Origin of the sequence: Gloeocapsa sp. PCC 7428 (genome assembly GCF_000317555.1) — a bacterium.
GTDB lineage: Bacteria > Cyanobacteriota > Cyanobacteriia > Cyanobacteriales > Chroococcidiopsidaceae > Chroogloeocystis.
Map to the genome: position 1 here is coordinate 5392245 of NC_019745.1, position 22151 is coordinate 5414395.

Annotated in this window: 21 protein-coding genes; 18 read left to right on the forward strand and 3 right to left on the reverse strand. The window is 44.3% G+C overall.

Annotated elements, in window-relative coordinates; translation table 11 throughout:
- Window positions 1-15: 15 nt before the first annotated feature.
- From devC to GLO7428_RS23775, 11 genes are all read left to right on the forward strand, one after another.
- Window positions 16-1182: an ABC transporter permease DevC gene (devC, locus tag GLO7428_RS23725; RefSeq protein WP_015191131.1), complete on the forward strand. Its 1167-nt coding sequence runs from the start codon at window positions 16-18 to the stop codon at window positions 1180-1182.
- Window positions 1183-1192: 10 nt separating this feature from the next.
- Window positions 1193-1912 (forward strand): DevA family ABC transporter ATP-binding protein, encoded by a 720-nt coding sequence (locus GLO7428_RS23730; protein ID WP_015191132.1) that lies wholly within the window; start codon window positions 1193-1195, stop codon window positions 1910-1912.
- Window positions 1913-2332: 420 nt separating this feature from the next.
- Window positions 2333-2869, forward strand: coding sequence for a type ISP restriction/modification enzyme (locus tag GLO7428_RS27490; RefSeq protein WP_051038480.1), 537 nt, complete (start codon window positions 2333-2335; stop codon window positions 2867-2869).
- 14 nt (window positions 2870-2883) lie between these two features.
- A complete protein-coding gene (locus GLO7428_RS23740; protein ID WP_015191133.1) occupies window positions 2884-3957 on the forward strand; it encodes a methyltransferase in 1074 nt (357 codons plus the stop codon).
- A gap of 84 nt (window positions 3958-4041) precedes the next feature.
- Window positions 4042-4389, forward strand: a complete 348-nt coding sequence (locus GLO7428_RS23745; protein ID WP_015191134.1) for an antibiotic biosynthesis monooxygenase — start codon at window positions 4042-4044, stop codon at window positions 4387-4389.
- An 87-nt stretch (window positions 4390-4476) separates the two neighbouring features.
- On the forward strand, window positions 4477-5586 hold the full coding sequence (locus GLO7428_RS23750; protein ID WP_015191135.1) for a methyltransferase: 1110 nt from the start codon (window positions 4477-4479) through the stop codon (window positions 5584-5586).
- Between the two features lie 16 nt (window positions 5587-5602).
- Window positions 5603-6643, forward strand: coding sequence for a methyltransferase (locus tag GLO7428_RS23755; RefSeq protein WP_015191136.1), 1041 nt, complete (start codon window positions 5603-5605; stop codon window positions 6641-6643).
- A gap of 18 nt (window positions 6644-6661) precedes the next feature.
- Window positions 6662-8017, forward strand: coding sequence for a cytochrome P450 (locus GLO7428_RS23760; protein ID WP_015191137.1), 1356 nt, complete (start codon window positions 6662-6664; stop codon window positions 8015-8017).
- Window positions 8018-8338: 321 nt separating this feature from the next.
- Window positions 8339-8989 (forward strand): sugar transferase, encoded by a 651-nt coding sequence (locus GLO7428_RS23765; RefSeq protein ID WP_015191138.1) that lies wholly within the window; start codon window positions 8339-8341, stop codon window positions 8987-8989.
- Window positions 8990-9171: 182 nt separating this feature from the next.
- Window positions 9172-9804 carry a hypothetical protein gene (locus GLO7428_RS23770; protein ID WP_015191139.1) on the forward strand — a complete coding sequence of 211 codons (633 nt, stop codon included), beginning with the start codon at window positions 9172-9174 and terminating at the stop codon, window positions 9802-9804.
- Window positions 9805-9909: 105 nt separating this feature from the next.
- Window positions 9910-11253 (forward strand): four-carbon acid sugar kinase family protein, encoded by a 1344-nt coding sequence (locus tag GLO7428_RS23775; RefSeq protein WP_015191140.1) that lies wholly within the window; start codon window positions 9910-9912, stop codon window positions 11251-11253.
- Window positions 11254-11298: 45 nt separating this feature from the next.
- On the opposite strand, the gene GLO7428_RS23780 is transcribed toward GLO7428_RS23775, so the two are convergent.
- Window positions 11299-12408 (reverse strand): AI-2E family transporter, encoded by a 1110-nt coding sequence (locus GLO7428_RS23780; protein ID WP_015191141.1) that lies wholly within the window; start codon window positions 12406-12408, stop codon window positions 11299-11301.
- A gap of 262 nt (window positions 12409-12670) precedes the next feature.
- Between GLO7428_RS23780 and minC the strand changes: the two genes are divergently transcribed.
- The 5 genes from minC to GLO7428_RS27495 all read left to right on the forward strand — a co-directional run bounded on the left by minC (window position 12671) and on the right by GLO7428_RS27495 (window position 16950).
- Entirely contained in the window at window positions 12671-13462 is a 792-nt protein-coding gene (minC, locus tag GLO7428_RS23785) for a septum site-determining protein MinC (RefSeq protein ID WP_015191142.1), read from the forward strand.
- Window positions 13459-14262 (forward strand): septum site-determining protein MinD, encoded by an 804-nt coding sequence (gene minD, locus GLO7428_RS23790; protein WP_015191143.1) that lies wholly within the window; start codon window positions 13459-13461, stop codon window positions 14260-14262. Before minC ends, minD begins: the two co-directional genes overlap by 4 nt.
- A 27-nt stretch (window positions 14263-14289) precedes the next feature.
- Window positions 14290-14589, forward strand: a complete 300-nt coding sequence (gene minE, locus GLO7428_RS23795; RefSeq protein WP_015191144.1) for a cell division topological specificity factor MinE — start codon at window positions 14290-14292, stop codon at window positions 14587-14589.
- A gap of 419 nt (window positions 14590-15008) precedes the next feature.
- Window positions 15009-16328: a M28 family peptidase gene (locus GLO7428_RS23800; RefSeq protein WP_015191145.1), complete on the forward strand. Its 1320-nt coding sequence runs from the start codon at window positions 15009-15011 to the stop codon at window positions 16326-16328.
- 127 nt (window positions 16329-16455) lie between these two features.
- On the forward strand, window positions 16456-16950 hold the full coding sequence (locus GLO7428_RS27495; protein WP_015191146.1) for a hypothetical protein: 495 nt from the start codon (window positions 16456-16458) through the stop codon (window positions 16948-16950).
- Window positions 16951-17090: 140 nt separating this feature from the next.
- On the opposite strand, the gene atpC is transcribed toward GLO7428_RS27495, so the two are convergent.
- Window positions 17091-17504 carry an ATP synthase F1 subunit epsilon gene (gene atpC, locus GLO7428_RS23810; protein WP_015191147.1) on the reverse strand — a complete coding sequence of 138 codons (414 nt, stop codon included), beginning with the start codon at window positions 17502-17504 and terminating at the stop codon, window positions 17091-17093.
- 95 nt (window positions 17505-17599) lie between these two features.
- On the reverse strand, window positions 17600-19048 hold the full coding sequence (gene atpD / locus GLO7428_RS23815; protein WP_015191148.1) for a F0F1 ATP synthase subunit beta: 1449 nt from the start codon (window positions 19046-19048) through the stop codon (window positions 17600-17602).
- 243 nt (window positions 19049-19291) lie between these two features.
- On the opposite strand from atpD, the gene GLO7428_RS23820 reads away from it, so the two are divergent.
- Window positions 19292-21217, forward strand: coding sequence for a pentapeptide repeat-containing protein (locus tag GLO7428_RS23820; RefSeq protein WP_015191149.1), 1926 nt, complete (start codon window positions 19292-19294; stop codon window positions 21215-21217).
- 126 nt (window positions 21218-21343) lie between these two features.
- Entirely contained in the window at window positions 21344-22093 is a 750-nt protein-coding gene (locus GLO7428_RS23825; RefSeq protein WP_015191150.1) for a pentapeptide repeat-containing protein, read from the forward strand.
- The last annotated feature ends 58 nt before the right edge of the window (window positions 22094-22151 follow it).

Below are 22151 nucleotides of genomic sequence, written 5' to 3' on the forward strand. Positions count from 1 at the left end.
TTTAATGCCAAGAAAATGATTCGTAAAATTCCTTTGGCATGGTTACAACTCACGCGCGAAAAAACACGGTTAATTGTGGCATTAGCTGGAATTGCTTTTGCCAATATTTTAATGTTTATGCAATTAGGTTTTCGAGAAGCATTGTTTGATGGTAATGTTCAGTTTCACCAAAGCTTGAATGGCGAAATTGTTGTCATCAATCCTCAATCGGATGCGTTACTTTCTCTGAAAACTTTTTCGCAGCGGCGTTTGTACCAAGTTTTAGCACTTGAGGAAGTGGAATCCGTTCATCCTATTTATATAGGTTTTACTTCATGGAGAAACCCTCAAACACGCAAGCTGCGTAGTATTCAAGTGATTGGATTTGACCCAGATGCTTCTATCGTCAACTTACCAGGAGTCCAACAAAACCTCGATAAAATTAAGCAACCAGATGTTTTTTTGTTCGACCAAGGTTCGCGTCAAGAGTTCGGTACAATCGCCGCTGATTTTTTACAAGGAAAGGCGATCGCAACAGAAGTAGGAGGACGCACAATTAAAATTGGCGGATTGTTTCAGCTAGGAACGTCATTCGGTGCTGATGGTAATTTAATCACAAGCGATTTAAATTTTTTCCGGTTATTTAATCAAGACGGACGAAACCTCGGACTTATTGACGTTGGTTTAGTTAAACTCAAACCAGGAGCAAATACCGAAGTTGTTCTTGAAAAGCTGCGGAGTTCTCTAACGCAAAAAGATATCAGACTACTATCTAAGCAAGAATTTATCGATTTTGAAAAATCTTATTGGGCAAGTAGTACAGCAATTGGTTTTATCTTTACTCTAGGAACAATCATGGCGTTTGTCGTCGGAACTGTGATTGTCTATCAAATATTGTACAGTGAAATCGCCGATCATTTACCCGAATACGCAACACTCAAAGCAATAGGATACACTCAAGTTTACTTACTCATTGTTGTTTTTCAGCAAGCTTTAATCTTAGCTGCTTTAGGATATTTACCTGGATTTGCCTTTGCGATGTTTCAGTACAATATAGTACAAAAAGAAACGCTGTTACCAATCGCCATGACAATAAGCCGCGCCTTATTAGTACTACTTTTGACAGTTTTGATGTGCTGCGTATCGGGTGCGATCGCTATCCGTAAACTGCGGGCGGCTGATCCAGCAGATATTTTTAGTTAATCAGTAATCTATGCAACAACCAGCACTAAAAATTCAATCTCTTAACCACTACTATGGTAAAGGCGTTTTGCAAAAGCAAACTTTACTCGATATTAATTTAGAAATTGGTGCGGGAGAGTTTGTGATTATTACAGGACAATCAGGATCGGGAAAAACAACATTACTCAGTTTGATTGGTGGTTTGCGTTCTGTACAATCAGGAAGTATTCAGTTTCTCGGTCAAGAATTATCCGGCGCAAGTCAGCAAAAGCTAACAAAACTGCGACGCCAAATCGGTTATATTTTTCAATCACACAACTTACTAGGATTTCTCACAGCACAGCAAAATGTGCAAATGGCAGCGCAAGTCAACAATAACATTTCGCTGCAAGTTGCGCGATCGCAAACAATTCTTCAAGCAGTCGGGTTAGGCGATCGCCTCAATTACTACCCCGAAAATCTCTCTGGTGGACAAAAACAACGCGTTGCGATCGCCAGGGCTTTAGTCAATCAACCTAAACTTGTCTTAGCTGACGAACCAACAGCATCTTTAGATAGCAAATCTGGTCGTGCTGTTGTTGAATTGATGCAGCATCTTGCTCAAGAACAAAGCTGTACAATTGTCATGGTGACGCACGATAATCGTATTTTAGACGTTGCCGACCGTATTATTCATATGGAAGATGGTCACTTAAGCGGCAATCATCGCTTCACATCAGATACGCACCAATTAATTCATTTTGATTCATAAAGACAAAAGTCTCTTTCTTCAGCTAAACGTTCATTCATCTCAAAAGGTGCGACTCGTAATTATACTCACCGCTACAACTACCAAGAAGTTACACATAACATATACACTAATTACCCTTTTTAAAAACTTGTTCTTTGTATTTATGTGAGAAACTATCTACAAAGATTTAAAAAGGTACTTTCTTTAAAAGAAGCTTTTCGAGATTTTCACTTCAAAACCTAAGAAAGTTTGATTGCGTAGTATTTAATACAGTTATTTCAAAAAAAGCATTTCTTAAAAAGAGACATCTCTAAATCAAAAATAACATTGCTTTAGAATTTCGTAAATATAAACTACTTACGAATAGCCGCTTGTTTTGTATTATTTGCAATCTACTATTTTACTTTCTCAATACCCTGTAATCTTTGAAATTCAAAAATCATGAATACAGTCTTAATAGAACATCCTCGGCATCGTCACTTACCTAATAAACAAGATAGTAAGCTTTATCCCACACTACGAAAATCAGCTTGGCATGAAGTTCATTCACAGCGCCAAGGAAGATTAATAGCAGATGTTCAAATTCGAGGAATTTTGCGTATATATTCACAAAAACGAAATGACGAACAGCTAACACCAATCCTTGCTGATTACCCTGTTATAGGTAGTAATGTTGTTGAAGCAGTGCGCTATGCCCAGCGACAGCAAAGTGACGACAAAGGACGAGTTTGGATTAATCAAAAACAATATTTCAAAAACGTACCTTCACAAGTTTGGAACTACAGTGTTGGCAACTATCAAATTTGTCAAAAATGGATCAAAGATCGTGAAGGTTGTTATCTCAGCCAGAAAGATATTCGACAATATCAGCGGATTATAACCGCATTAAACGAGATGATCGAGCTAATGGCAGGAATTGAGGCAGTATTTCAGCTTGGCTCAAATAAAGAACAATTATTTATCGCCGCTCATCAATAAGGCAAGGCTAAAGCATGGTTTCATCGCAACACAAAACTTCAGATGTGACAATACCTCGTCCGCCAGTTGCTCAAGGCGTACCACCGCAGGTCAAAATTCTGCAAATGATGAATGCTTATCGACTTGCGCAGTCAATTTCTGTGGCGGCGAAGTTGGGTATTGCAGACTTATTAACGCAACCGCAGAGTGTTACAGCGTTAGCCCAAACAACCGCAACTCACGAACAGTCACTATATCGATTGTTAAGAGTACTTGCTAGTTTTGATATCTTCACCGAAGACGAAAACGGTTTATTTCACCTGACTCCAAGAGGCGCATTACTGCAAACCAACATATCCAATTCGCTACGAGACTATGCGATCGTCGTTGGTGAAATGTGGCACTGGCGGATGTGGGGAGGTATTCTGCACAGCATTAAAACAGGCGAACCCGCTTTTGACCAGATTTTCGGAATGGAGTTTCAAGAATATTATCAGCAAAATCCTGAAGTTGCCAAAAACTTTGATGGAGCGATGGTTAGTGCGTTAGCAATGACCGATGTTGCAATATTAGCTAACTATGATTTCACATCATTCCAGCGCATCGTTGATATTGGCGCAGGAGGTCAAGGCGATGGTAAACTCATTGCTTCGATATTGAAAAACAACTCATCACAACAGGGAGTTTATTTCGACACTCCAACGCGCATCGAACAAGTAGAACGCCTTATTGAAGTAACAGGATTGAGCGATCGCACTCAACTTGTCACCGGAGATGTTTTTCAATCATTTCCCCCTGATGGTGATGTTTACATCATTAAAAACCTCATTCACGACTACGACGACGATCGCGCGATCGCCATTCTCAAAAACTGCCGCCAAGCGATCGCCACACATGGCAAACTGTTACTCATCGAGATGGTTATCCCGCCAGGTAACGAACCATCCCTAGGCAAAATTTTAGACGTAGAAGCACTCCTCATGAGTGCAGGCGCGATCGAACGCACCCAAGAACAATATCAACAACTTCTCGCCGCCGCCGGTTTTCAACTCACCAACATTATCTCCTCACGCTCTCCAATGAGCATCATCGAGTCTGTACCAACATAACCCTCTCTTTATTTCTTACCTCTGCGTTTAGAGTGGTTCGTTCACTCTTCAAAACCACAATCTAAAACTTACCAAAAAACTAACATGACGACACTCATCAACAACCAAACATTAACAACAATTTCCCAAGATGCCGATCTTGTCACCCTCATTAATGTCTTCATCGTCGAACCAGAAAACCAACAATTACTCGTTGATTTATTAGTAAAAGCGACAGAAGAAGTCATGTGTAAACTCCCTGGCTTTATCTCAGCAAACATCCACAAAAGCTTAGACGGTAAACGAGTTACAAACTACGCGCAATGGAGAAGTGTAGAAGACTTTCGCGGCATTTTTAATAATCCTGAAGCCTTAGCACATATGCCCGCGATCGGCAAAATCGCGCAATCAGACCCCACGCTTTACGAAATTTGCTACATCAAAAAGTCTTAGTGCTAGACAATCTCAAAGTTGAAATGAAAGTCCCTCATTTATGGGGGATTTAGGGAGCAAACTTCCACATTAGTAAAGCGAAATGCGATGTCTCAAGCTAATCTCAAAACAAAACCAAAAAAGCCTCCCATCGGACTGATTCAAGCAATGATGAATATCACCAGTTCATTGCAGAATTTCAGAGCCAAAATGATGCCACCGCAAGTGGCGATGGTGGAGATGATCAATGCTTACCAAGTCTCGCAGGCAATTTATGTCGCAGCCAAACTAGGAATTGCTGATTTACTAAAAGATCAAGCCAAAAGCAGCAAGGAGTTGGCACAGCTAACCGGAATGCACGAACCGTCACTTTATCGCTTGTTGCGATCGCTTGCCAGTTTCGGTATCTTTGCTGAAGACGAAAACAGGCGCTTTAGCTTAACACCACTCGCCGCGACATTACAAACTGACACCCCCGACTCAGTACGCGCTTGGGCGATTATGTCCGGTGAAAAATGGCACTGGGACTTATGGGGAAACTTAATTGAGAGCGTCAAAACAGGTAAAACAGCCGTCGAATATACCTTTGGCAAACCGAATATATTTGAGTATTTTGTCCAGAATCCGCAAGCAGGTAATAACTTCGATGAGGCAATGACTAATTTAGCCTCAATGAACAATAGCGCGATCGCCACAGGTTACGATTTTTCAGGCATCGCTAAATTAGTTGATATCGGCGGCGGTTATGGCAGTCATTTGTCAACAATTCTCAAAGCCTATCCCGCAACCAAAGGCGTTTTATTCGATCAACCCTCCGTGATTACAGGTGCGAAAGAGTTTATCGAAGTGAATGGACTAGCAGATCGTTGCGAATTAGTTGCTGGTGACTTTTTCCAATCTGTACCATCCGGCGGTGATGCTTACCTGCTTAAAACCGTAATCCACGACTGGGATGAACCTCAAGCGATCGCAATTCTCAAAAACTGTCGCCGCGCAATGGCGGAACACAGCAAGCTATTGCTAGTAGAAGCCGTCATTCCCCCAGGAAACACGCCTTATTTCGGTAAACTTCTTGACCTAGAAATGCTCACAACCTCTGGCGGGCGCGAACGTACAGAAGCAGAATATCGCACACTTTTTGACGCCGCAGGTTTCAAACTCACAAAAGTTTTTGCCACAGCATCCCCCTGGAAAGTGATTGAGGGTGTTGGTTGTTAGTTAGGGAAATAGAAAAATGACAGCGACTAAACCAAATACCAATATGCCACCAGATTTACCCCCGCAAGTGGCAATGATGCAAATGTTGGGAGGTTTGCGGGTAGCACGATTAATCTACGCCGCTGCTGAATTGGGAATTGCTGACTTATTAGCCGATGGTTCCAAAAGCATTGACGAGTTAGCGCAAGCAACAGACACTCACGCACCGTCACTATATCGACTCATGCGATCGCTTGCTAGTGTCGGGATCTTCGCTGAGTACGAGCGTTGTTTTAGTTTAACGCCTCTTGCTGAGTTCCTGCAAAGTGATACACCCGATTCTGTTCGTGCTGCGGTCAAGTTTTTTGGTCAAGATTGGCACTGGAATGTTTGGGAAAATCTGCACTACAGCGTCAAAACAGGCAAACCCGCGTTTGAGCATCTCTACGGACAAGGATTATTTGAATATTACCAAGATCCCGAAGTTGCGCGCGTTTCAAGCGAGTCTAAAGCAAGTATTTCACAACGTGCAGCGCAGTCACTCCTGGCAAATTATGACTTTTCGTCGATGCACAAGGTGGTGGACATTGGGATTTATGCAAGCGCTAGCACAATTATTGCACTTTTGCAAGCACATCCCACAATGCAAGGAGTACTTTTTGATTTTCCCTCGGCGATCGCGGCGGCGACTCCAGCAATTGAATCCGCCCAAATTGGCGATCGCGCTCGACTTGTTGCAGGGAATTGTTTAGATTCAGTACCCAGTGATGGTGATGCGTACATTTTGATGTTTGTCGTTCACAACTGGGACGACGATCGCGCGGTGAAACTGCTAAAAAACTGTCGCGAGGCGATGATAGCCGACGGCAAACTTTTAATCGTAGAAATGATTATGCCTCCTGGTAATGCGCCGTTTGTTGGTAAGTTAATCGACTTAGAGTCGTTACTCACAACTCCTGGCGGTTACGAACGTAGCGAAGCGCAATACCGATCGCTCTTAGAAGCCGCTGGCTTTAAAGTAACACGCATTATCCCGACACAAACTGCCAATAGCATCATCGAAGCTGTACGCGCTTAAATCAAGGAGCTATTTTTAATGGTTGTTCAAACAAAACCAGCATCGCAATTTCAATCGGCAGAGGAGATGCCTGGTAGCTTTGGTAAGCTATTTGGAGGTGAGACAAAAGAGCTATTTCGAGACGAAGAACTTTTTTACTGGGAACACTTTCAGCGTTACGGTTCAGTTTTTAAATCGCGAATCTTTGGCAAAAATTTTGCCTTTTTAATTGGTCCTGATGCTAATCGCTTAGTGTTAGGAGAGAAAGCCGATCATCTCTCTGCGCGGTTAGGTTGGATTTTTTTAGAACCTATTTTTGGTAAAGGTTTACTCTTACAAGATGGTGCAGAACATCAAGCAACGCGCCGCTTAATGTATCCTGCAATGCACGGGCGATCGCTGACAAATTACTTTGATACGATCCAAGAAATTGTAGACAAATTTTTTGCAGATTGGACAGCAGGAAAGACGATTTCCCTCATAGAGGAGTTTACCAATCTTTCAACAACAATTGCAATTCGCTTGATTTTGGGAACGGAAACTGATAGTGAATTTGCCGAAGCAACGCAGTATTTTTTAGCAATGCTCACTGGGCGACGCGCAAAGCTCAAAATTGATATTCCCCAAACTTTATATGGGCGATCGCAGCAAGCAAGGCGAAACTTACAAGCTTTTTTACGCCGCAAAATTGCCCAACGCAAACAACAAGGCTCATTACAAGAGTCCCGCGACTTTTTAGGATTGCTACTCGCGGCTGTTGATGAAAATGGCAACTCGCTCAGTGAATCAGATATCATTGACCAACTGCTGATGGTACTCTTTGCAGGACATGAAAATCCAGCGGTACTCCTTTCGTGGTTAATGTTTGAATTGGTAGCGCATCCAGAATGGCGCGATCGCCTCCGCAACGAATACGCCCAAGTCGTCGGAAATGAACCCCTAAACTTATCGCATCTCAAACAACTTCCTCTAACCAGTTACGCGCTAAAAGAGGTAGAACGCCTATATCCTCCTGTACAAAATATCTCGCGTGGCGTTGTCAAAGATATTCATTACGCAGGCTACTGCATCCCCGCAGGCTGGTACGTCGATATTTCCCCACTACTAACGCATCGTCTTCCAGAAATCTACACCGACCCCGATCGCTTCGACCCCGATCGCTTTGCACCACCGCGCGAAGAAGATAAAAAGCACCCCTTCGCCTTAGTCGGCTTTGGTAGTGGTCCGCACAGTTGCTTAGGCTGGCAATTTGCCCAAATGGAAATGAAAATTATCCTCTCCAAGCTATTGCGCTACGACTGGAGTATATCTCCTGAACCAAGTACCGCTTTCCCAGTGCGTCAGCCTTCTCAGTTTCAAGATAGTCTTCAAGCACATATTAAACCTCCTGCATGAATGATTGACAAATAAATTCGCAGCCAAACACAAGAAAATCTACCACTGTAAACTTACTGATAAAAGTCTTGTTTAAGTGTACGAAGGTACACTTTGCTTGGGTAGCCCCTGACTTCAGTCAGAGGGCGTTTGTGATTCATACAAGAAGTCTATTGAGTTGTGATTGATTTGATTGAACTACGTAGGTACAAAGTACGCAAATTTTTAGGATGGCTCTCTAAAAATATCACTAAGTGCTGACACTGCTGTTTGGCACGAGCTTTGTTAATTGGACTGTCAAAGGTTTTAAACCTATTCAAACCCTGACCCCTGACCTCTGCTATGCAACTTAGTTTTGTCAGTCAACCACGTTACACGCTGCAATTTGTCGGTAAACGCATTATTGACATTTTAGGCGCTGGTGTGGGGATACTTCTGCTTAGCCCTCTGATGCTGGCGATCGCGCTTGTGATTTCTTTAGACTCAAAAGGACCCATCTTTTTTCGTCAAGAACGTTTAGGGCGTGGTGGAAAACCTTTTTTGATTTGGAAGTTTCGCACTATGGTAGTTAATGCCGAGCAACTTCTGCAAGATCTCGAACACTTGAACGAATCCGACGGCGGAATCCTTTTTAAAATGAAAGAAGATCCTCGTGTCACTCACGTTGGTAAATTCTTGCGACGCACAAGTTTAGACGAATTACCGCAACTGTTTAACATTATTCAAGGTCACATGAGCTTAGTAGGTCCGCGCCCTCTACAATTACGCGACTGTACTTTAGCGCTCAAAGAGTATCAAAATGCTTTCACTAAACGTTTAGAACTCCTACCTGGTGTAACAGGTTTGTGGCAAATTAGTGGGCGTAGTGAGATAAGCTTTGACTATATGCTGCACCTAGATGCCATTTATCGCGATCGCTGGTCTTTATGGCTCGACCTCCACATCATTTGGCAAACCTTAATTGTCGTCATGACAGGCAAAGGCGCTTACTAAATCTTCAACGCTAGTAGTTAGTGCTTAGTGGTTAGTTGCTAGTTACTCAGTCCCCGCAGGTGCACAGGGTTTATTGAGCCGCGACTAAAGTCGCCAGGCTCTCAATTTTAGGGGTAACATCCGATTTATGCACGCAGTTCAAAATATCCTAATATAGACTCAGTAGATACAAACAATGTGCAGTGCAGCCTGACTTAATAGGCTTAGAATTTACAAAGGGAGAATTGAAGCGATTAACTGGAGTCAATCCAGATAATGTATTGCGCGGGTCAATTTGGCAAAATCGAGAAAAACGATTCAGTTTTCTATCGAATGAGTTCGTCAAAGTTTTTGTACCAACTGTTATTATTGTTGGTTTAGTTTACATACTCGTTATTAGAACAACAATCGGTACATCAATTGCGGGAGCGATCGCACTTTTTATTATTACATTCATTCTCATTACCTTGGGACGCTGGATTTGGCAGCAAAAAATTTACCCACAACCGCTAAAGAACCTCTTAAACAACGTCGATCGCTACCATCGCGTTATTTACGATATCGCTACGATTGATGAAGCTGAAACAAGTACTAATCAAGTGGAACGCAACGCACTTTTACAAGCTTTACAACAATTAAGAGCCAATTTAGTGCAAGCTTTACAAATCGAAAGAAGCTTAAGACAATCACAACCAATCGACACACCAGACTTACTTTCGCCGCCAAAACTAACGAATATTCAAACTCAGGAGTACGCGCCAATTGTAAATGCTCTGTTGCAAATTAGCAGCAGCGTGCAAGCAGAAGTGCGAAAATTACAAGCGCAGATTCTATAGTAGGGGTCAGGGATCAGAGATCAGAGGTCAGTGTTAAAAGCTGGTTAAGACAATAGCTCTGAGCTTCTGTAATGTCCCAACCTACACTTCGGCTATAAATTAAAGATGGCAACTCAACCCAAAATTATTGTCCTCGATGATGACCCTACAGGTTCGCAAACCGTTCACAGTTGTCTCCTCCTGACACGCTGGGATGAAGAAACACTGCGACTAGGGTTAACTGATGAATCGCCAATATTCTTTGTGCTGACCAATACGCGATCGCTACCTCCCGATCAAGCCGCCAAGGTTACAAAAGAAGTCTGTCATAATCTTAAAAGCGCGATCGCCGCGGCAGGAATTACCGATTTTCTCATCGTTAGTCGATCCGATTCCACACTACGCGGACACTACCCTATCGAAACCGATGTCATTGCCGCAGAACTTGGTCCATTTGATGCGCATTTTCTCGTACCGGCATTTATAGAAGGCGGACGAATTACCCGCGATGGTATCCATTACTTAATCGTTGATGGAATTCCGATCCCTGTACACGAAACGGAGTTCGCCCGCGATTCGGTTTTTGGTTACACTTACAGCTACTTACCCGACTACGTTGCAGAAAAAACCCAAGGACGCATCCGCGCAGATCAAGTCGAGCGATTTTTATTAAACGACATTCGTAGCGGTACGGATGTTGCGGGAAATCTTTCCACCCTCGCAAGATTACAAAACTTAACAGGCAATCAATGCGTTGCGGTTGATGCTGAAACACAAGACGATCTCAACCGCTTTGCCCAAGATGTTCTCACAGCAGCAAGTCAAGGTAAACGCTTTTTATTTCGTAGCGCCGCGAGTTTACTCACAGCATTAGCACAATTACCACCGCAGCCTGTACCACCAGAAGAAATGTCGCAATACGTACGCGAGGGTAAACCAGGTGTCGTGCTTGTTGGTTCGCACGTCAAAAAGACAACCGAACAACTAGAAAACCTCTTGCAAGAACCTGACATCGTAGGAATCGAAGTCGATGTCGCACAGTTATTAGACAACTCGCTCGAACAACCGCATCAACTACTCACAACAATACTAGAAAAAGTTTACGCCGCGCACGAAGTTGGTAAAACTCCCGTAGTCTATACCAGCCGCCAAGAACTTGTTTTTGCTGATGTTCAAACACGATTACAGTTTGGTATCTCCGTATCTTCGCTATTAATGGACATTGTGCAGGGTTTGCCAAGCGATATTGGATTTTTGATTAGTAAAGGAGGCATTACCTCCAACGATGTCTTGAGTACAGGTTTAGCTTTAACAACGGCACGCCTCCTCGGTCAAATTTTAGCGGGATGTTCGATCGTCCGCACTCCATCCGATCACCCACAGTTCCCCGACTTACCCGTCGTATTGTTTCCTGGTAATGTTGGTGATGCGAATGCCTTAACGACAATTTACCGAAGACTTAAAAACTAATAAAGCAATGAAACTATTTTAACTCTGACCTCCGACTCCTGACCTTCACACGTCAAGCTTAGTATCATCGACACTCGACAAATACGCTTTGCGATCGCTTGGCGCTTTACCTCGCCATTTATTCAACACATCCTTAACCAAAACTTCCTTAAGCCAAATTTGCGTCACAATCAAAAGGGGAATGGCGAGAAACAAACCCAAAAAACCAAAAAAACTAGCAAATACTACTACCGCTAAAATCGTAAACACTGGCAGTAGCGAAACTTCTTGTTGCATGATCAGCGGCACGAGAATCAAACTTTCAACCTGCTGAATCACAACATACAAGCCAATCACAGCAACCGCTTTCCAAGGTGCATCGAGTAAGGCAAGTAAAGCCGGCGGAAAGACGCTCAAAGTAGGTCCAACATTAGGAATAAATTCGAGTAAGCCTGCCAAAGCCGCATTAACAAGTGGTAGTGGGACTCTTAACACCGATAAACCAATAAAGCTGAACAAAGCTATAAAAAACATCGTAATCAAAGTGCCTTTGATCCAGCCAATGAGTGCAGCCTCACACTCGCGCAGGATTTGATCGACGCGCCGCCGATAGAAAGCTGGAAAAGTCAGAATCAAAACGCGGCGATACGGTGCAGGATCAGCAAGCAGCATGATCGTTACAACGAGAAATAGCAAAAAGCCCAAAATAGCCGTCAGCGAAGTGTTGACTAAAAGCAAAACGTTGCCGAGAATTTGGGCTAGTAAAGATTGCAGTTGCCCAGCTAGATTGTTGAGTAAATTAACATCCTCAAAAAATTGTCCAGGAACCACAGTTTGCAGCCAGTCATACCATATCCTGAGTCGGTCAGATATGACTGGGATTAGCGCTACAAGTTCTTGTAATTGGTCAATAATTCGTGGCACAATTACCGCAAAAAAGCCAATAATTAAAGCCAACAAGACAGTCATGGTGATGGCAATGGCAATACCTCGATTGATGCGATAGCGCTGGATGCCGCGCACCACGCGATTTAAAACGGTTGCGAGAACAACAGAAGCAAATATGAGCAAAACCACTTGCCGGATTTGCCATAAAATGTAAAGCGCGATCGCGAGGACGATTAAACCAAGCCATTGCCCGAACTTCACAGTATTGTCTCCATCTCTTGGCTGCATGAGGTTGTGATGTAAATGTAGTCTGTAGAAATTTAAGTGTCGTCCTCCCTAAGACTTGGCGACTATGCCATTTCACTCTAAAGGTTCTACGAAGAGGGAACTTCAGGGGCAGAGGAAAAATGAATTGTAGTTCTCGTTCAGTGAAATTGAAATGGTATTGGCTAATTGCTAACGGCTAATTACTTAACTAAGAAATTATAGTTCTAGACTAGAACTAATCTAAGATGATATAAAGTTGGTTCGCTGCTTAGACCAGTACTGCATGACTGATTCTGCCCCGCCAGAAATAGAGACAACACTGACCCCTCCGACAAATATCGCGAACAGTAACTTACAAGTTCGCCTCAAAGGTGAGGGAGAACATCTGTTATTGATTTTGCCGACAGAAGTTGAATCTTCTGCTACGGCGACAACTTGGTCGGATCTTTGGCAACAATTGAAGCAGCGGCTGAACGGTGGCGATCGCTTTTGGCAACCTAATACAATTGTCCATCTCATGGCAACGGATCGGTTGTTAGACACTCGACAACTACAAGCGATCGCGGATGCTTTATCCGAAGCACAACTTCAGTTAACTCATGTTTTTACCAGCCGCCGCCAAACTGCTGTCGCTGCCGCAACTGCGGGCTATAGCGTAGAACAACAAGCACCGATTACAGGACTGAATCAAACCGTAAATGCTGCCCCTACGCCCCTTGCTGAACCGCTGTATCTACAAATGACGGTGCGATCTGGCATCGAAATTCGTCATGCTGGTTCCGTTATTGTGTTAGGAGACCTTAATCCAGGTGGTACTGTAGTGGCAAATGGCGATATTCTAGTTTGGGGTCGTTTGCGCGGAGTTGCCCATGCAGGTGCAGCCGGTAATTCTAAGTGTCTGATTATGGCACTGCAAATGGAACCAACGCAGTTGCGGATTGCGGAATTTGTCGCTAGGGCACCGACGAATATTCCATCTCAGTTTTATCCTGAGGTAGCTTACGTCACGCCTGAAGGCATTCGGATCGCTAAAGCTGCTGATTTTTCTAAATCCCAATTTTCTTTACCGTCATGAAGCGTATTATTGTTACTACCTCTGGTAAAGGAGGGGTAGGTAAAACCACAGTCACCGCCAACCTGGGTATGGCATTAGCCCGCTTGGGGCGTAAAATCGTTTTGGTAGATGCCGATTTTGGTCTAAGAAACTTAGACTTGCTCCTGGGATTGGAAAATCGCATCGTCTACACCGCAATGGAGGTCGTCTCCGGCGAGTGTCGTTTAGAACAAGCTTTAGTAAGAGACAAACGCGAATCAGGCTTAGTTCTGCTTCCGGCTGCCCAAAACCGCAACAAAGAAGCCATCACCTCCGAACAGATGAAGCAGCTTGTTGATTCCTTGACAGAAATGTATGACTATGTTGTCATTGACTGTCCCGCAGGGATAGAAATGGGCTTTAAAAATGCGATCGCCGGCGCGAAAGAAGCATTAATTGTCACAACACCAGAAATAGCAGCCGTCCGCGATGCTGACCGCGTTATTGGCTTACTCGAAGCACAAGGAATCAAAAACATTCATTTAATTCTCAACCGCCTGCGCCCCGCAATGGTACAGGCAAATGACATGATGTCGGTGAAAGATGTCCAAGAAATTCTCTCAATTCCATTAATTGGCGTTGTTCCAGAAGATGAACGCGTCATCGTTTCGACGAACCGAGGCGAACCTTTAGTATTATCCGAAACAGCTTCGCTTGCCGGAATGGCGTTTGAGCATATCGCCCGTAGATTAGAAGGGGAAAAAGTAGAATTTCTTGATTTGGAACCTGTTCAAGACAACTTCTTTACTCGCCTGCGTAAGCTGCTGTTTTCTATTATCTAAACGATTTCTACCCCTGCATTCACTGTCATGATTACCGAATTCCTCGATCGATTCTTTCCGGTGTCGCGCAATGATAACACGAGCCGTGATGCAGTTAAGCAGCGACTGCAACTAGTAATTGCCCACGATCGCGCTGATATAAACCCGCAGGCACTTGAAAAAATGCAACAGGAAATTTTAGAAGTCGTCTCGCGATATGTCGAACTTGAACCCGATGGATTAGAGTTTTGTTTAGAAAACAACCAACGCACCACCGCACTGATTGCTAATTTACCAATTCGTCGCGTTAAAGATGTTGAGGTTCAACAAGCTAGCGAGAAGCCTTGATTAATAATTAGGCGATCGCTTGTATTTAAAATTAAAAAGTAAGAGAAATTAAGATAAAGCAACACGAAGTGCTTTATAGCAAATCAATGTTTTGACCTAATTTAAATTTGATAATTAGGTCAAAACGAGAAGTATTTATTATACTTCCTGCATGACTCATAAATGCCTTCCAATAAACAAGACTTTTAACAGTAATTCCACGGAGGTGAACAGAATTTATTTAGCTGCGAATAAATTCGCGATTCTCTTCATGCAGGAGGTCTATTGCATTGCTAAATCTTCCTTTTAACTGACATACTTACGTCATACCAGCGCCACACTGATTGCTCAAAATTAAAAATATTGAATTGCAAATCAATAGTTATTTTGCTTCTATCTGATAACTTACACAGTACGTAGTTACTTACAGCAGTCTCCACTTGAATAAACTACACAACTCCCTATTTCCCGCTACCCGCTCCCAAAAATCGCTACAACGGATTGTTAGGTTACTGATTGCAGGCGCAAGCGTTGCTAGCGTTGGACTTGTTGGGTGTACTCCCGCTATTGAGGTACAAGCTGATCGTGGTAGGCTACTTAGCCAAACTGATACCGTCGTATCTAGCCGTGCGATCGCCGATGTCCAAGCTTTAGTGAAATTAGGTCCTAGGGTAACGGGAACACCCGTCATGGAACAGGCGAGAGCTTATTTGATTGAACAGTATACGCGTGCTGGCTACGAAACACGAACTCAAACGTTTACATACCCAAAATTTGAGGATCTCGGCTCAAGTATTACAATCAACGGTCAAATCAGGAATGGGCGCGCACTTAATGGCTCAATACCAGGAAAACCTAGCGCGCGACTTGTTGCAGTTCCGAATGTCGGACAGCGATCGGATTTTGCTACGGTTGATGTCAAAGGTGCGATCGCCGTTGTTCGACGCGGTGAAATTCCCTTTCTGCAAAAAGCCCAAAATGCAGCAAATGCTGGTGCAGTAGGTGTCGTTATCGTGAATAATGAACCTGGTGAGTTGTACGGTACGCTTGGTGGTGAAGTACAAATTCCGGTACTAGCACTATCTGGAAAAGCAGGTAACTCTTTAATTGAGTCGCAACCTTCACAAGGAACACTCACCGTCAATACTCGCCAGCGCACAGTCACGGGTACGAATGTCATCGCGCACCTTCCTGGTGTGACGCAACCGCGCGTTGTTGTCGGCGCACATTATGACTCGGTTCCAGGTTCACCAGGCGCGAACGATAATGCATCGGGTACGGCTGTTGTTTTAGATATTGCCCGCAACGTTGCGCAAACACCGTTAGCCCGCGAAGCTTGGTTTGTTGTCTTTGACGGCGAGGAAGATGGTTTACACGGCTCTAGAGCCTTCGTTAGTCAAGCTCAACCCGACTGGTTGCAAGGTCTTGATGCCATGTTTAATTTTGATATGGTTGGTGTCAACGATCAGCTGCTTGTGGGTGGAAGTCAGTCACTAACTAAACTGGCGCAAGTAACACAATCTGATATATCTACATTTGGCGGTCAAGGTGGTAGCGATCACGCTCCCTTTGCTAGAGTCGGCGTTCCTGTACTCTTCTTCTATCGAGGACAGGAACCAAACTATCATACTCCTAACGATAAAGCTGTTGAGCCACAGTTACTTGATGAAACAACTCAGGTGGCGCTCAATGTCCTCCAGCAGTTGCTTGGTTCTGATACCAGCGATCGCATCTCGCTTATGCGGCGATCCGTACTTTGAAACGCTAGAAATACAAAGCCATAACGAGTATGATTTATATGAATGTTACTTAACGTGTTAATTCGAGATGTGAGGGGCAGTTAGAACGTTTATCGATTCATTAGATTGTAGATATTCTTGCCAAGCCATGCTGAAATTGATACCTATAGGCGCTGCCCTAGCTACTATTATTACTGCTCAACCTGAAATACTACCATCAGCAGCAAACACTGCACAGAAAAACACGAGTACAACAGCAGCATTGGTTGTCAAGCCAGAACCTATCATAGCTAGTACCCTACCTAACACGATCGCGCAAACGCGTTACCGCACACCTCAACAAACCGACGACTCTGGTCGAGTTGGGACATTAGTCGTACTAGGCGCAATTGGCGCTACGGCTGCGGTGGCGATCGCCGGTAGTACAAAAAACAAACTCCCCGCCGGAACAACGACCAAGCAGGGTAGTTTTGACAAAGCAAGTCCTAAACTCCAGAAGCGACTTATGACACTGCTACACAATGACCAAGCAGCAGCCAACCGTCTGATCGCAAATATTAAACTCAATCATCCGCACCAATCGACAAACTGGGCGATTGAAAAGGCAATTTACGACCTAGAACGCGATCGCGGCGGTAGATAGTTAAGAGCAGAGGGGGAGAGGAAGCAGAGGGGCAGAGGAGATAATACTACTAGTACGAACTTCTCTTACACTAGTTACCACTTGCTAGCTACTAGCCACTCGCTTCTCACTCCTCACCTCTAGCCCCTATTTCCTCATGCTCACAGCATTCCGCCAGCAGCTTGGAAGCGGGCGCGCGCTCTTTTCAGGGCTTGATTCGCTTGAATTTGCTCTTGACGCGAGGCGTTTTGAATTTGATTGATTTTTGCTTCAGCTTGGTTGTAAGCTGCTCGTGCTGCTTCTAAATCAATTTTGTCGCCACGTTCAGCACCATTAACGAGAATGGTCACTTCATCACTTTCAACTTCAGCAAAGCCACCCATGAGTGCGATCGCCACCCAATCTTCATTCGAGCTTGGACGAACTCGCATGACACCTGTATCCAGCGCGGTTAATAGTGGTGCGTGACCGCTGAGAATACCCAGTTGACCTGTAGTACTTGGTAGAATTACTTCTTGCGCGGCTGCATCCCAAACAGTTTTATCAGGTGAGACGACACGAACAGTTAAAGCCATGTTTGCGAATAAGAAAATAGTAAACAGTAATAGAGGTAACTGGTACTAGGTAGTGGGTAATAGCTTTACTCCGATTACCCATTACCTATGAGCTATTAGCTTTTCATCTTTTCCGCTTTAGCGATCGCTTCATCGATGTTGCCAACCATGTAGAATGCTTGCTCAGGTAGGTCATCGAGTTCGCCAGAGAGAATCCGCTGAAAACCTTTGATCGTTTCTTCAAGCTTCACATACTTACCAGGAGAACCGGTAAAGACTTCTGCAACAAAGAATGGCTGCGACAAGAAGCGCTCGATTTTGCGCGCGCGCGCTACTGTTAGGCGATCGTCTTCAGATAGTTCATCCAAACCAAGAATCGCGATGATATCTTGGAGTTCCTTGTAACGCTGTAACGTTGCTTGGACTGCGCGGGCGGTGTTGTAGTGCTCGTCACCAACAACGCTAGGCTGCAACATTGTCGAAGTCGAACCGAGGGGATCTACCGCTGGGTAAATTCCTTTCGCCGCTAAACCACGCGATAGTACTGTGGTTGCATCCAAGTGCGCAAAGGTTGTAGCAGGTGCAGGGTCAGTCAAGTCGTCCGCAGGTACGTACACTGCTTGAATCGAGGTGATTGAGCCTTCATTAGTTGAGGTAATCCGCTCTTGCAGCGCGCCCATTTCGGTTGCGAGTGTTGGTTGATATCCTACCGCTGATGGCATCCGTCCGAGAAGTGCTGATACTTCTGAACCTGCTTGAACAAAGCGGAAAATATTATCAATAAATAAAAGTACGTCTTGCTTACTGACATCGCGGAAATATTCAGCCATAGTCAGGGCTGCTAGTCCGACGCGCATTCTCGCCCCTGGTGGTTCGTTCATCTGACCGTAAACCAGCGCCACTTTAGAATCGTTGAGGTTTTCTTCGTTGATTACCCCAGATTCTTTAAATTCGTTGTAAAGGTCGTTACCTTCACGCGTGCGCTCGCCCACACCGCCGAACACAGATACGCCGCCATGCTCTTTCGCGATGTTGTTGATCAATTCTTGAATAATGACAGTTTTACCAACGCCAGCGCCACCAAACAAGCCAACTTTACCGCCACGACGATAGGGAGCTAGTAAATCAACCACTTTGATACCAGTTTCAAACACTGATGGTTTTGTTTCTAACTCAGTCAATTTTGGCGCATCGCGGTGAATCGGGAACCTTTCTTCAGTATTCACAGGTCCCATGTTGTCAACGGGTTCGCCGAGGACGTTAAAAATCCGTCCCAAGGTAGCCTTACCAACAGGTACGCTAATTGGAGCGCCAGTATCGCTCGCTTCCATACCGCGAACTAAACCATCAGTAGAACTCATCGAAACGGCACGTACCTGGTTATCGCCCAGCAACTGCTGCACTTCGCAGGTCACGGAAACTTCCTGTCCCGATTCGTTGGTTCCTTTGACGATCAAAGCGTTGTAGATTTGTGGCATTTTGCCTTCGGGAAATTTAACGTCTACAACAGGACCAATAATTTGCGTAATGTAGCCAATATTTGCTTTTTCTGCGGTAGTGACCATTCTCTCGCCTCGGAGTGTAATTCAGCTATCTGGGAGATACAGTTCAATAGACTGTTTTTAAGATTATCACTGAATAGGTAGCGAACTGCACTTTCAGTGGTATTCCTGCAAAATCTATTATGGTTCATTTCAAGTGGAGTGACCCAGGTCAAGTTTTGAATTGCCTCTGACCTCTGCTCTAATTCCGGAAACCTCAAAATTGCATTTGTAGATAGAGCATACTTCCTTTCTTACAGTGTGTTTATGCCCCAGGATTTCTCTGGTCAAAACCTCCAAGGACACTCGTTTAAAGGACAAGATTTAACAGGTGCTAATTTCAGCCGTGCGGACATTCGAGGAACAAACTTCACAAATGCGATTCTGAAAGAAGCTAACTTTAGCCATGCTTTCGCAGGATTACAAAACTACCGAGTTATCGCTTTAGTCGTTATTTCATTAGTGTTTGCGATTGTTCTGATTCTCAACATTAAAGCAGGTCTACAATTTCGGTTATGGCCTTTAATTGGTGCGATTAATGGAGCGATCGCAGTTGCTGTGGCGATCGCAACTTCAGTTATCGTTGCTGGCTCAATCGCCGTCATCCTACATATCGTTGTTGCGGTTCTCGTTGGTACGTTCATTTTGGTAACGAATAGCGAACCGTGGTGGACTGTATGGACAGCTTGGGCTGTGATATTTTTAAGCGCGTACGTTAGCTGGCAGGCGCTGCGTAGTGCGCAACAATATAACTTAGTTCGCACAGTTGCTGTCACCATCGCCGCGATCGGTGGGACTCGGTTTCGCAGTGCTGATTTAACCAATGCTAATTTTACTAAAGCCACGCTGAAAGCTGTACAGTTTAACCGTGCCGTCTTAACGCGTGCGTGTTGGTTTCAATCACGGAAGCTTGACTTTGCTGATGTCGCAGGAACATATCTCGCAACACCAAAAGTCCGACAGTTAGTCGTTTCTAAAGATGGTAGTAATCAAAACTACGATCGCCTGGCGCTACAAGGTATCAATTTACAAGATGGTCATTTAGAAGATGCAAGCTTTATCGCTGCGGATCTGAGTGGAGCAACTTTGCAAAAAGCAAATCTCTGCCGAGCAAAGCTCGTGCAAACACAACTGTATCATGCAGACTTGACCTCGGCTTGTTTAACTGGCGCTTATATTCAAGATTGGGCGATCGCTACTGATACCAAGCTAGAGCAAGTTGAATGCGAATACATCTACACGCGATTGCCGACAAAAGACGACCCCGATCCTTGTCGTAAACCAGATAACAAATCGGAAAACTTTAAACCTGGAGACTTTTCTGATTTTATTGCACCAATCATCAAAACCCTCGATCTGTATCGCCAGCAAAACATCGATCCGCGGACTGTTACGTTTAAGACGCTTGACTTATACCATCATCAAGGAATCGATCCTGGTGCAGCTGCGATTGCGCTACAGCAATTAGCCGAGAATCATCCGCATGCTGGGTTGGAAGTCGTAGCCCTAGAAGGACGCGGACAAGACAAAATTCGCTTGCAAGCTAAAGTTGTAGGAAATAGCGATCGCGCGCAATTGAGCGCGGAATACTTCGCTAACTACAGCGAAATCAAAGCTTTACCTTACCAAGATATGCAAGCACTACTTGCCGGAATTGCCGAAAAAGATCAACGCATTCGCAGTTTAGAAAATATGGTCGTGACTGCGATTCAAAGTCATAAATTTTACGCAGAAACTTACTACAACTTTGGAGATACCATGTCTGATAATCAAGGTAGTGTCAATATCAGTGGCGTTCAGGGTAGCGTTAGCGGTATCGCGGCGGCAGGTCAAAACCAAAATATGACAGGAGTCGCGATCGGTCAAATTAGCGGTGCTGTCACAAATACGATTAGCCAACTGCAAAACGCTGATACTCCTGAAGCAAAGCAACTGGCAAAGTTACTTGCGCAGTTAAAAGCAGCGATTGAAGATGAGGTAAACCTGAACTCAGAAGATAAAACTGAGGCACTAGAACAGGTAAAAGTGTTAGCAGAGACAGGACAAAAACCGCGAGCAGAAACGCAAAATGCCGCAAAAACTGCAATCAAGATCCTTAAAGGTACTGCCGCTAGTTTACCAAGTGCAGCTGCTTTCGTTGAAGCGTGTAATAAATTATTGCCAATCGTTGCCAAATTGTTGATTTTGTGCTAATCAGATTTTATTATGCGATCGCATCTTGACGAATCGGCGTTTCTAGCACCTTTTCTCAGTCGCACGGAAGATGGCATCCGCGTTGAGTATCCTCGACGATCAGACTTGACTTAAGAAGTAGCCGCGATGGATACCGACAAACTTCTCACAAAGTATGCAGCTGGGGAAAGAAACTTTAGTGGCGAAAACTTGCGCTCCGCTGATTTAACACGCGCAACACTCAATGCAGCCGACTTAAGTGAAGCGATTTTAAGCGAAGCAATTTTAACTCAAGCTGAATTGAGCGAAGCAAACCTCAGCCGCACAATTTTGACAAAAGCCGACTTAACCGAAGCTGTGTTAGCCGGAGCTAAACTAACTGGCGCAATTTTAACCGAAGCAGAACTTAGCCGCGTCAATTTATACGATGCTTTTATGCTGGGTGTGAACTTGACGGGAGCGAATGTAACAGAAGGTAACTTGGGTGGGGCTAACTTAAGCCAGGGAAATCTGAGTGGCGTGAATTTGAGTGGCGCAAACTTAGCTCAAGCAAACTTGAAAGGAGCCAACTTAACCGAGGCAAACTTAAGTAAAGCAGATTTAACGGAAGCCGATTTAAGTGGCGCAGATTTGAGTGGTGCGACTTTGAGTGGTGTGATTTTGAGTGATGCTAACTTAAGTGATGCAATTCTCAGTCGCGCAATTCTAACTCTCGCAGTCTTGCAAGGAGCAAATCTGAGTGGTGCTGTGTTGAGTGGCGTCAATTTAACCGAAGTCAACTTAGAAGGCGCAAACCTAAGTAACGCTGTCCTAACAAGTGTGAACCTCACTGAGGTAGACTTGAGTCAAACAAATTTAAGTGGAGCAACCATGCCTGATGGTAGCACCTATGAGTAAATCGCTCGAATATCACAGATGTAGCTTAAGCAAATTAAAACTAATTGGTGCAACAAGT

Excerpts from the sequence above, each read along its gene's own strand:
- devC (WP_015191131.1), top strand. The coding sequence starts at position 16 with ATGATTCGTAAAATTCCTTTGGCATGGTTACAACTCACGCGCGAAAAA.
- GLO7428_RS23730 (WP_015191132.1), top strand. The coding sequence starts at position 1,193 with ATGCAACAACCAGCACTAAAAATTCAATCTCTTAACCACTACTATGGT.
- GLO7428_RS27490 (WP_051038480.1), top strand. The coding sequence starts at position 2,333 with ATGAATACAGTCTTAATAGAACATCCTCGGCATCGTCACTTACCTAAT.
- GLO7428_RS23740 (WP_015191133.1), top strand. The coding sequence starts at position 2,884 with ATGGTTTCATCGCAACACAAAACTTCAGATGTGACAATACCTCGTCCG.
- GLO7428_RS23745 (WP_015191134.1), top strand. The coding sequence starts at position 4,042 with ATGACGACACTCATCAACAACCAAACATTAACAACAATTTCCCAAGAT.
- GLO7428_RS23750 (WP_015191135.1), top strand. The coding sequence starts at position 4,477 with ATGTCTCAAGCTAATCTCAAAACAAAACCAAAAAAGCCTCCCATCGGA.
- GLO7428_RS23755 (WP_015191136.1), top strand. The coding sequence starts at position 5,603 with ATGACAGCGACTAAACCAAATACCAATATGCCACCAGATTTACCCCCG.
- GLO7428_RS23760 (WP_015191137.1), top strand. The coding sequence starts at position 6,662 with ATGGTTGTTCAAACAAAACCAGCATCGCAATTTCAATCGGCAGAGGAG.
- GLO7428_RS23765 (WP_015191138.1), top strand. The coding sequence starts at position 8,339 with ATGCAACTTAGTTTTGTCAGTCAACCACGTTACACGCTGCAATTTGTC.
- GLO7428_RS23775 (WP_015191140.1), top strand. The coding sequence starts at position 9,910 with ATGGCAACTCAACCCAAAATTATTGTCCTCGATGATGACCCTACAGGT.
- GLO7428_RS23780 (WP_015191141.1), bottom strand. The coding sequence starts at position 12,408 with ATGCAGCCAAGAGATGGAGACAATACTGTGAAGTTCGGGCAATGGCTT.
- minC (WP_015191142.1), top strand. The coding sequence starts at position 12,671 with ATGACTGATTCTGCCCCGCCAGAAATAGAGACAACACTGACCCCTCCG.
- minD (WP_015191143.1), top strand. The coding sequence starts at position 13,459 with ATGAAGCGTATTATTGTTACTACCTCTGGTAAAGGAGGGGTAGGTAAA.
- minE (WP_015191144.1), top strand. The coding sequence starts at position 14,290 with ATGATTACCGAATTCCTCGATCGATTCTTTCCGGTGTCGCGCAATGAT.
- GLO7428_RS27495 (WP_015191146.1), top strand. The coding sequence starts at position 16,456 with ATGCTGAAATTGATACCTATAGGCGCTGCCCTAGCTACTATTATTACT.
- atpC (WP_015191147.1), bottom strand. The coding sequence starts at position 17,504 with ATGGCTTTAACTGTTCGTGTCGTCTCACCTGATAAAACTGTTTGGGAT.
- atpD (WP_015191148.1), bottom strand. The coding sequence starts at position 19,048 with ATGGTCACTACCGCAGAAAAAGCAAATATTGGCTACATTACGCAAATT.
- GLO7428_RS23820 (WP_015191149.1), top strand. The coding sequence starts at position 19,292 with ATGCCCCAGGATTTCTCTGGTCAAAACCTCCAAGGACACTCGTTTAAA.
- GLO7428_RS23825 (WP_015191150.1), top strand. The coding sequence starts at position 21,344 with ATGGATACCGACAAACTTCTCACAAAGTATGCAGCTGGGGAAAGAAAC.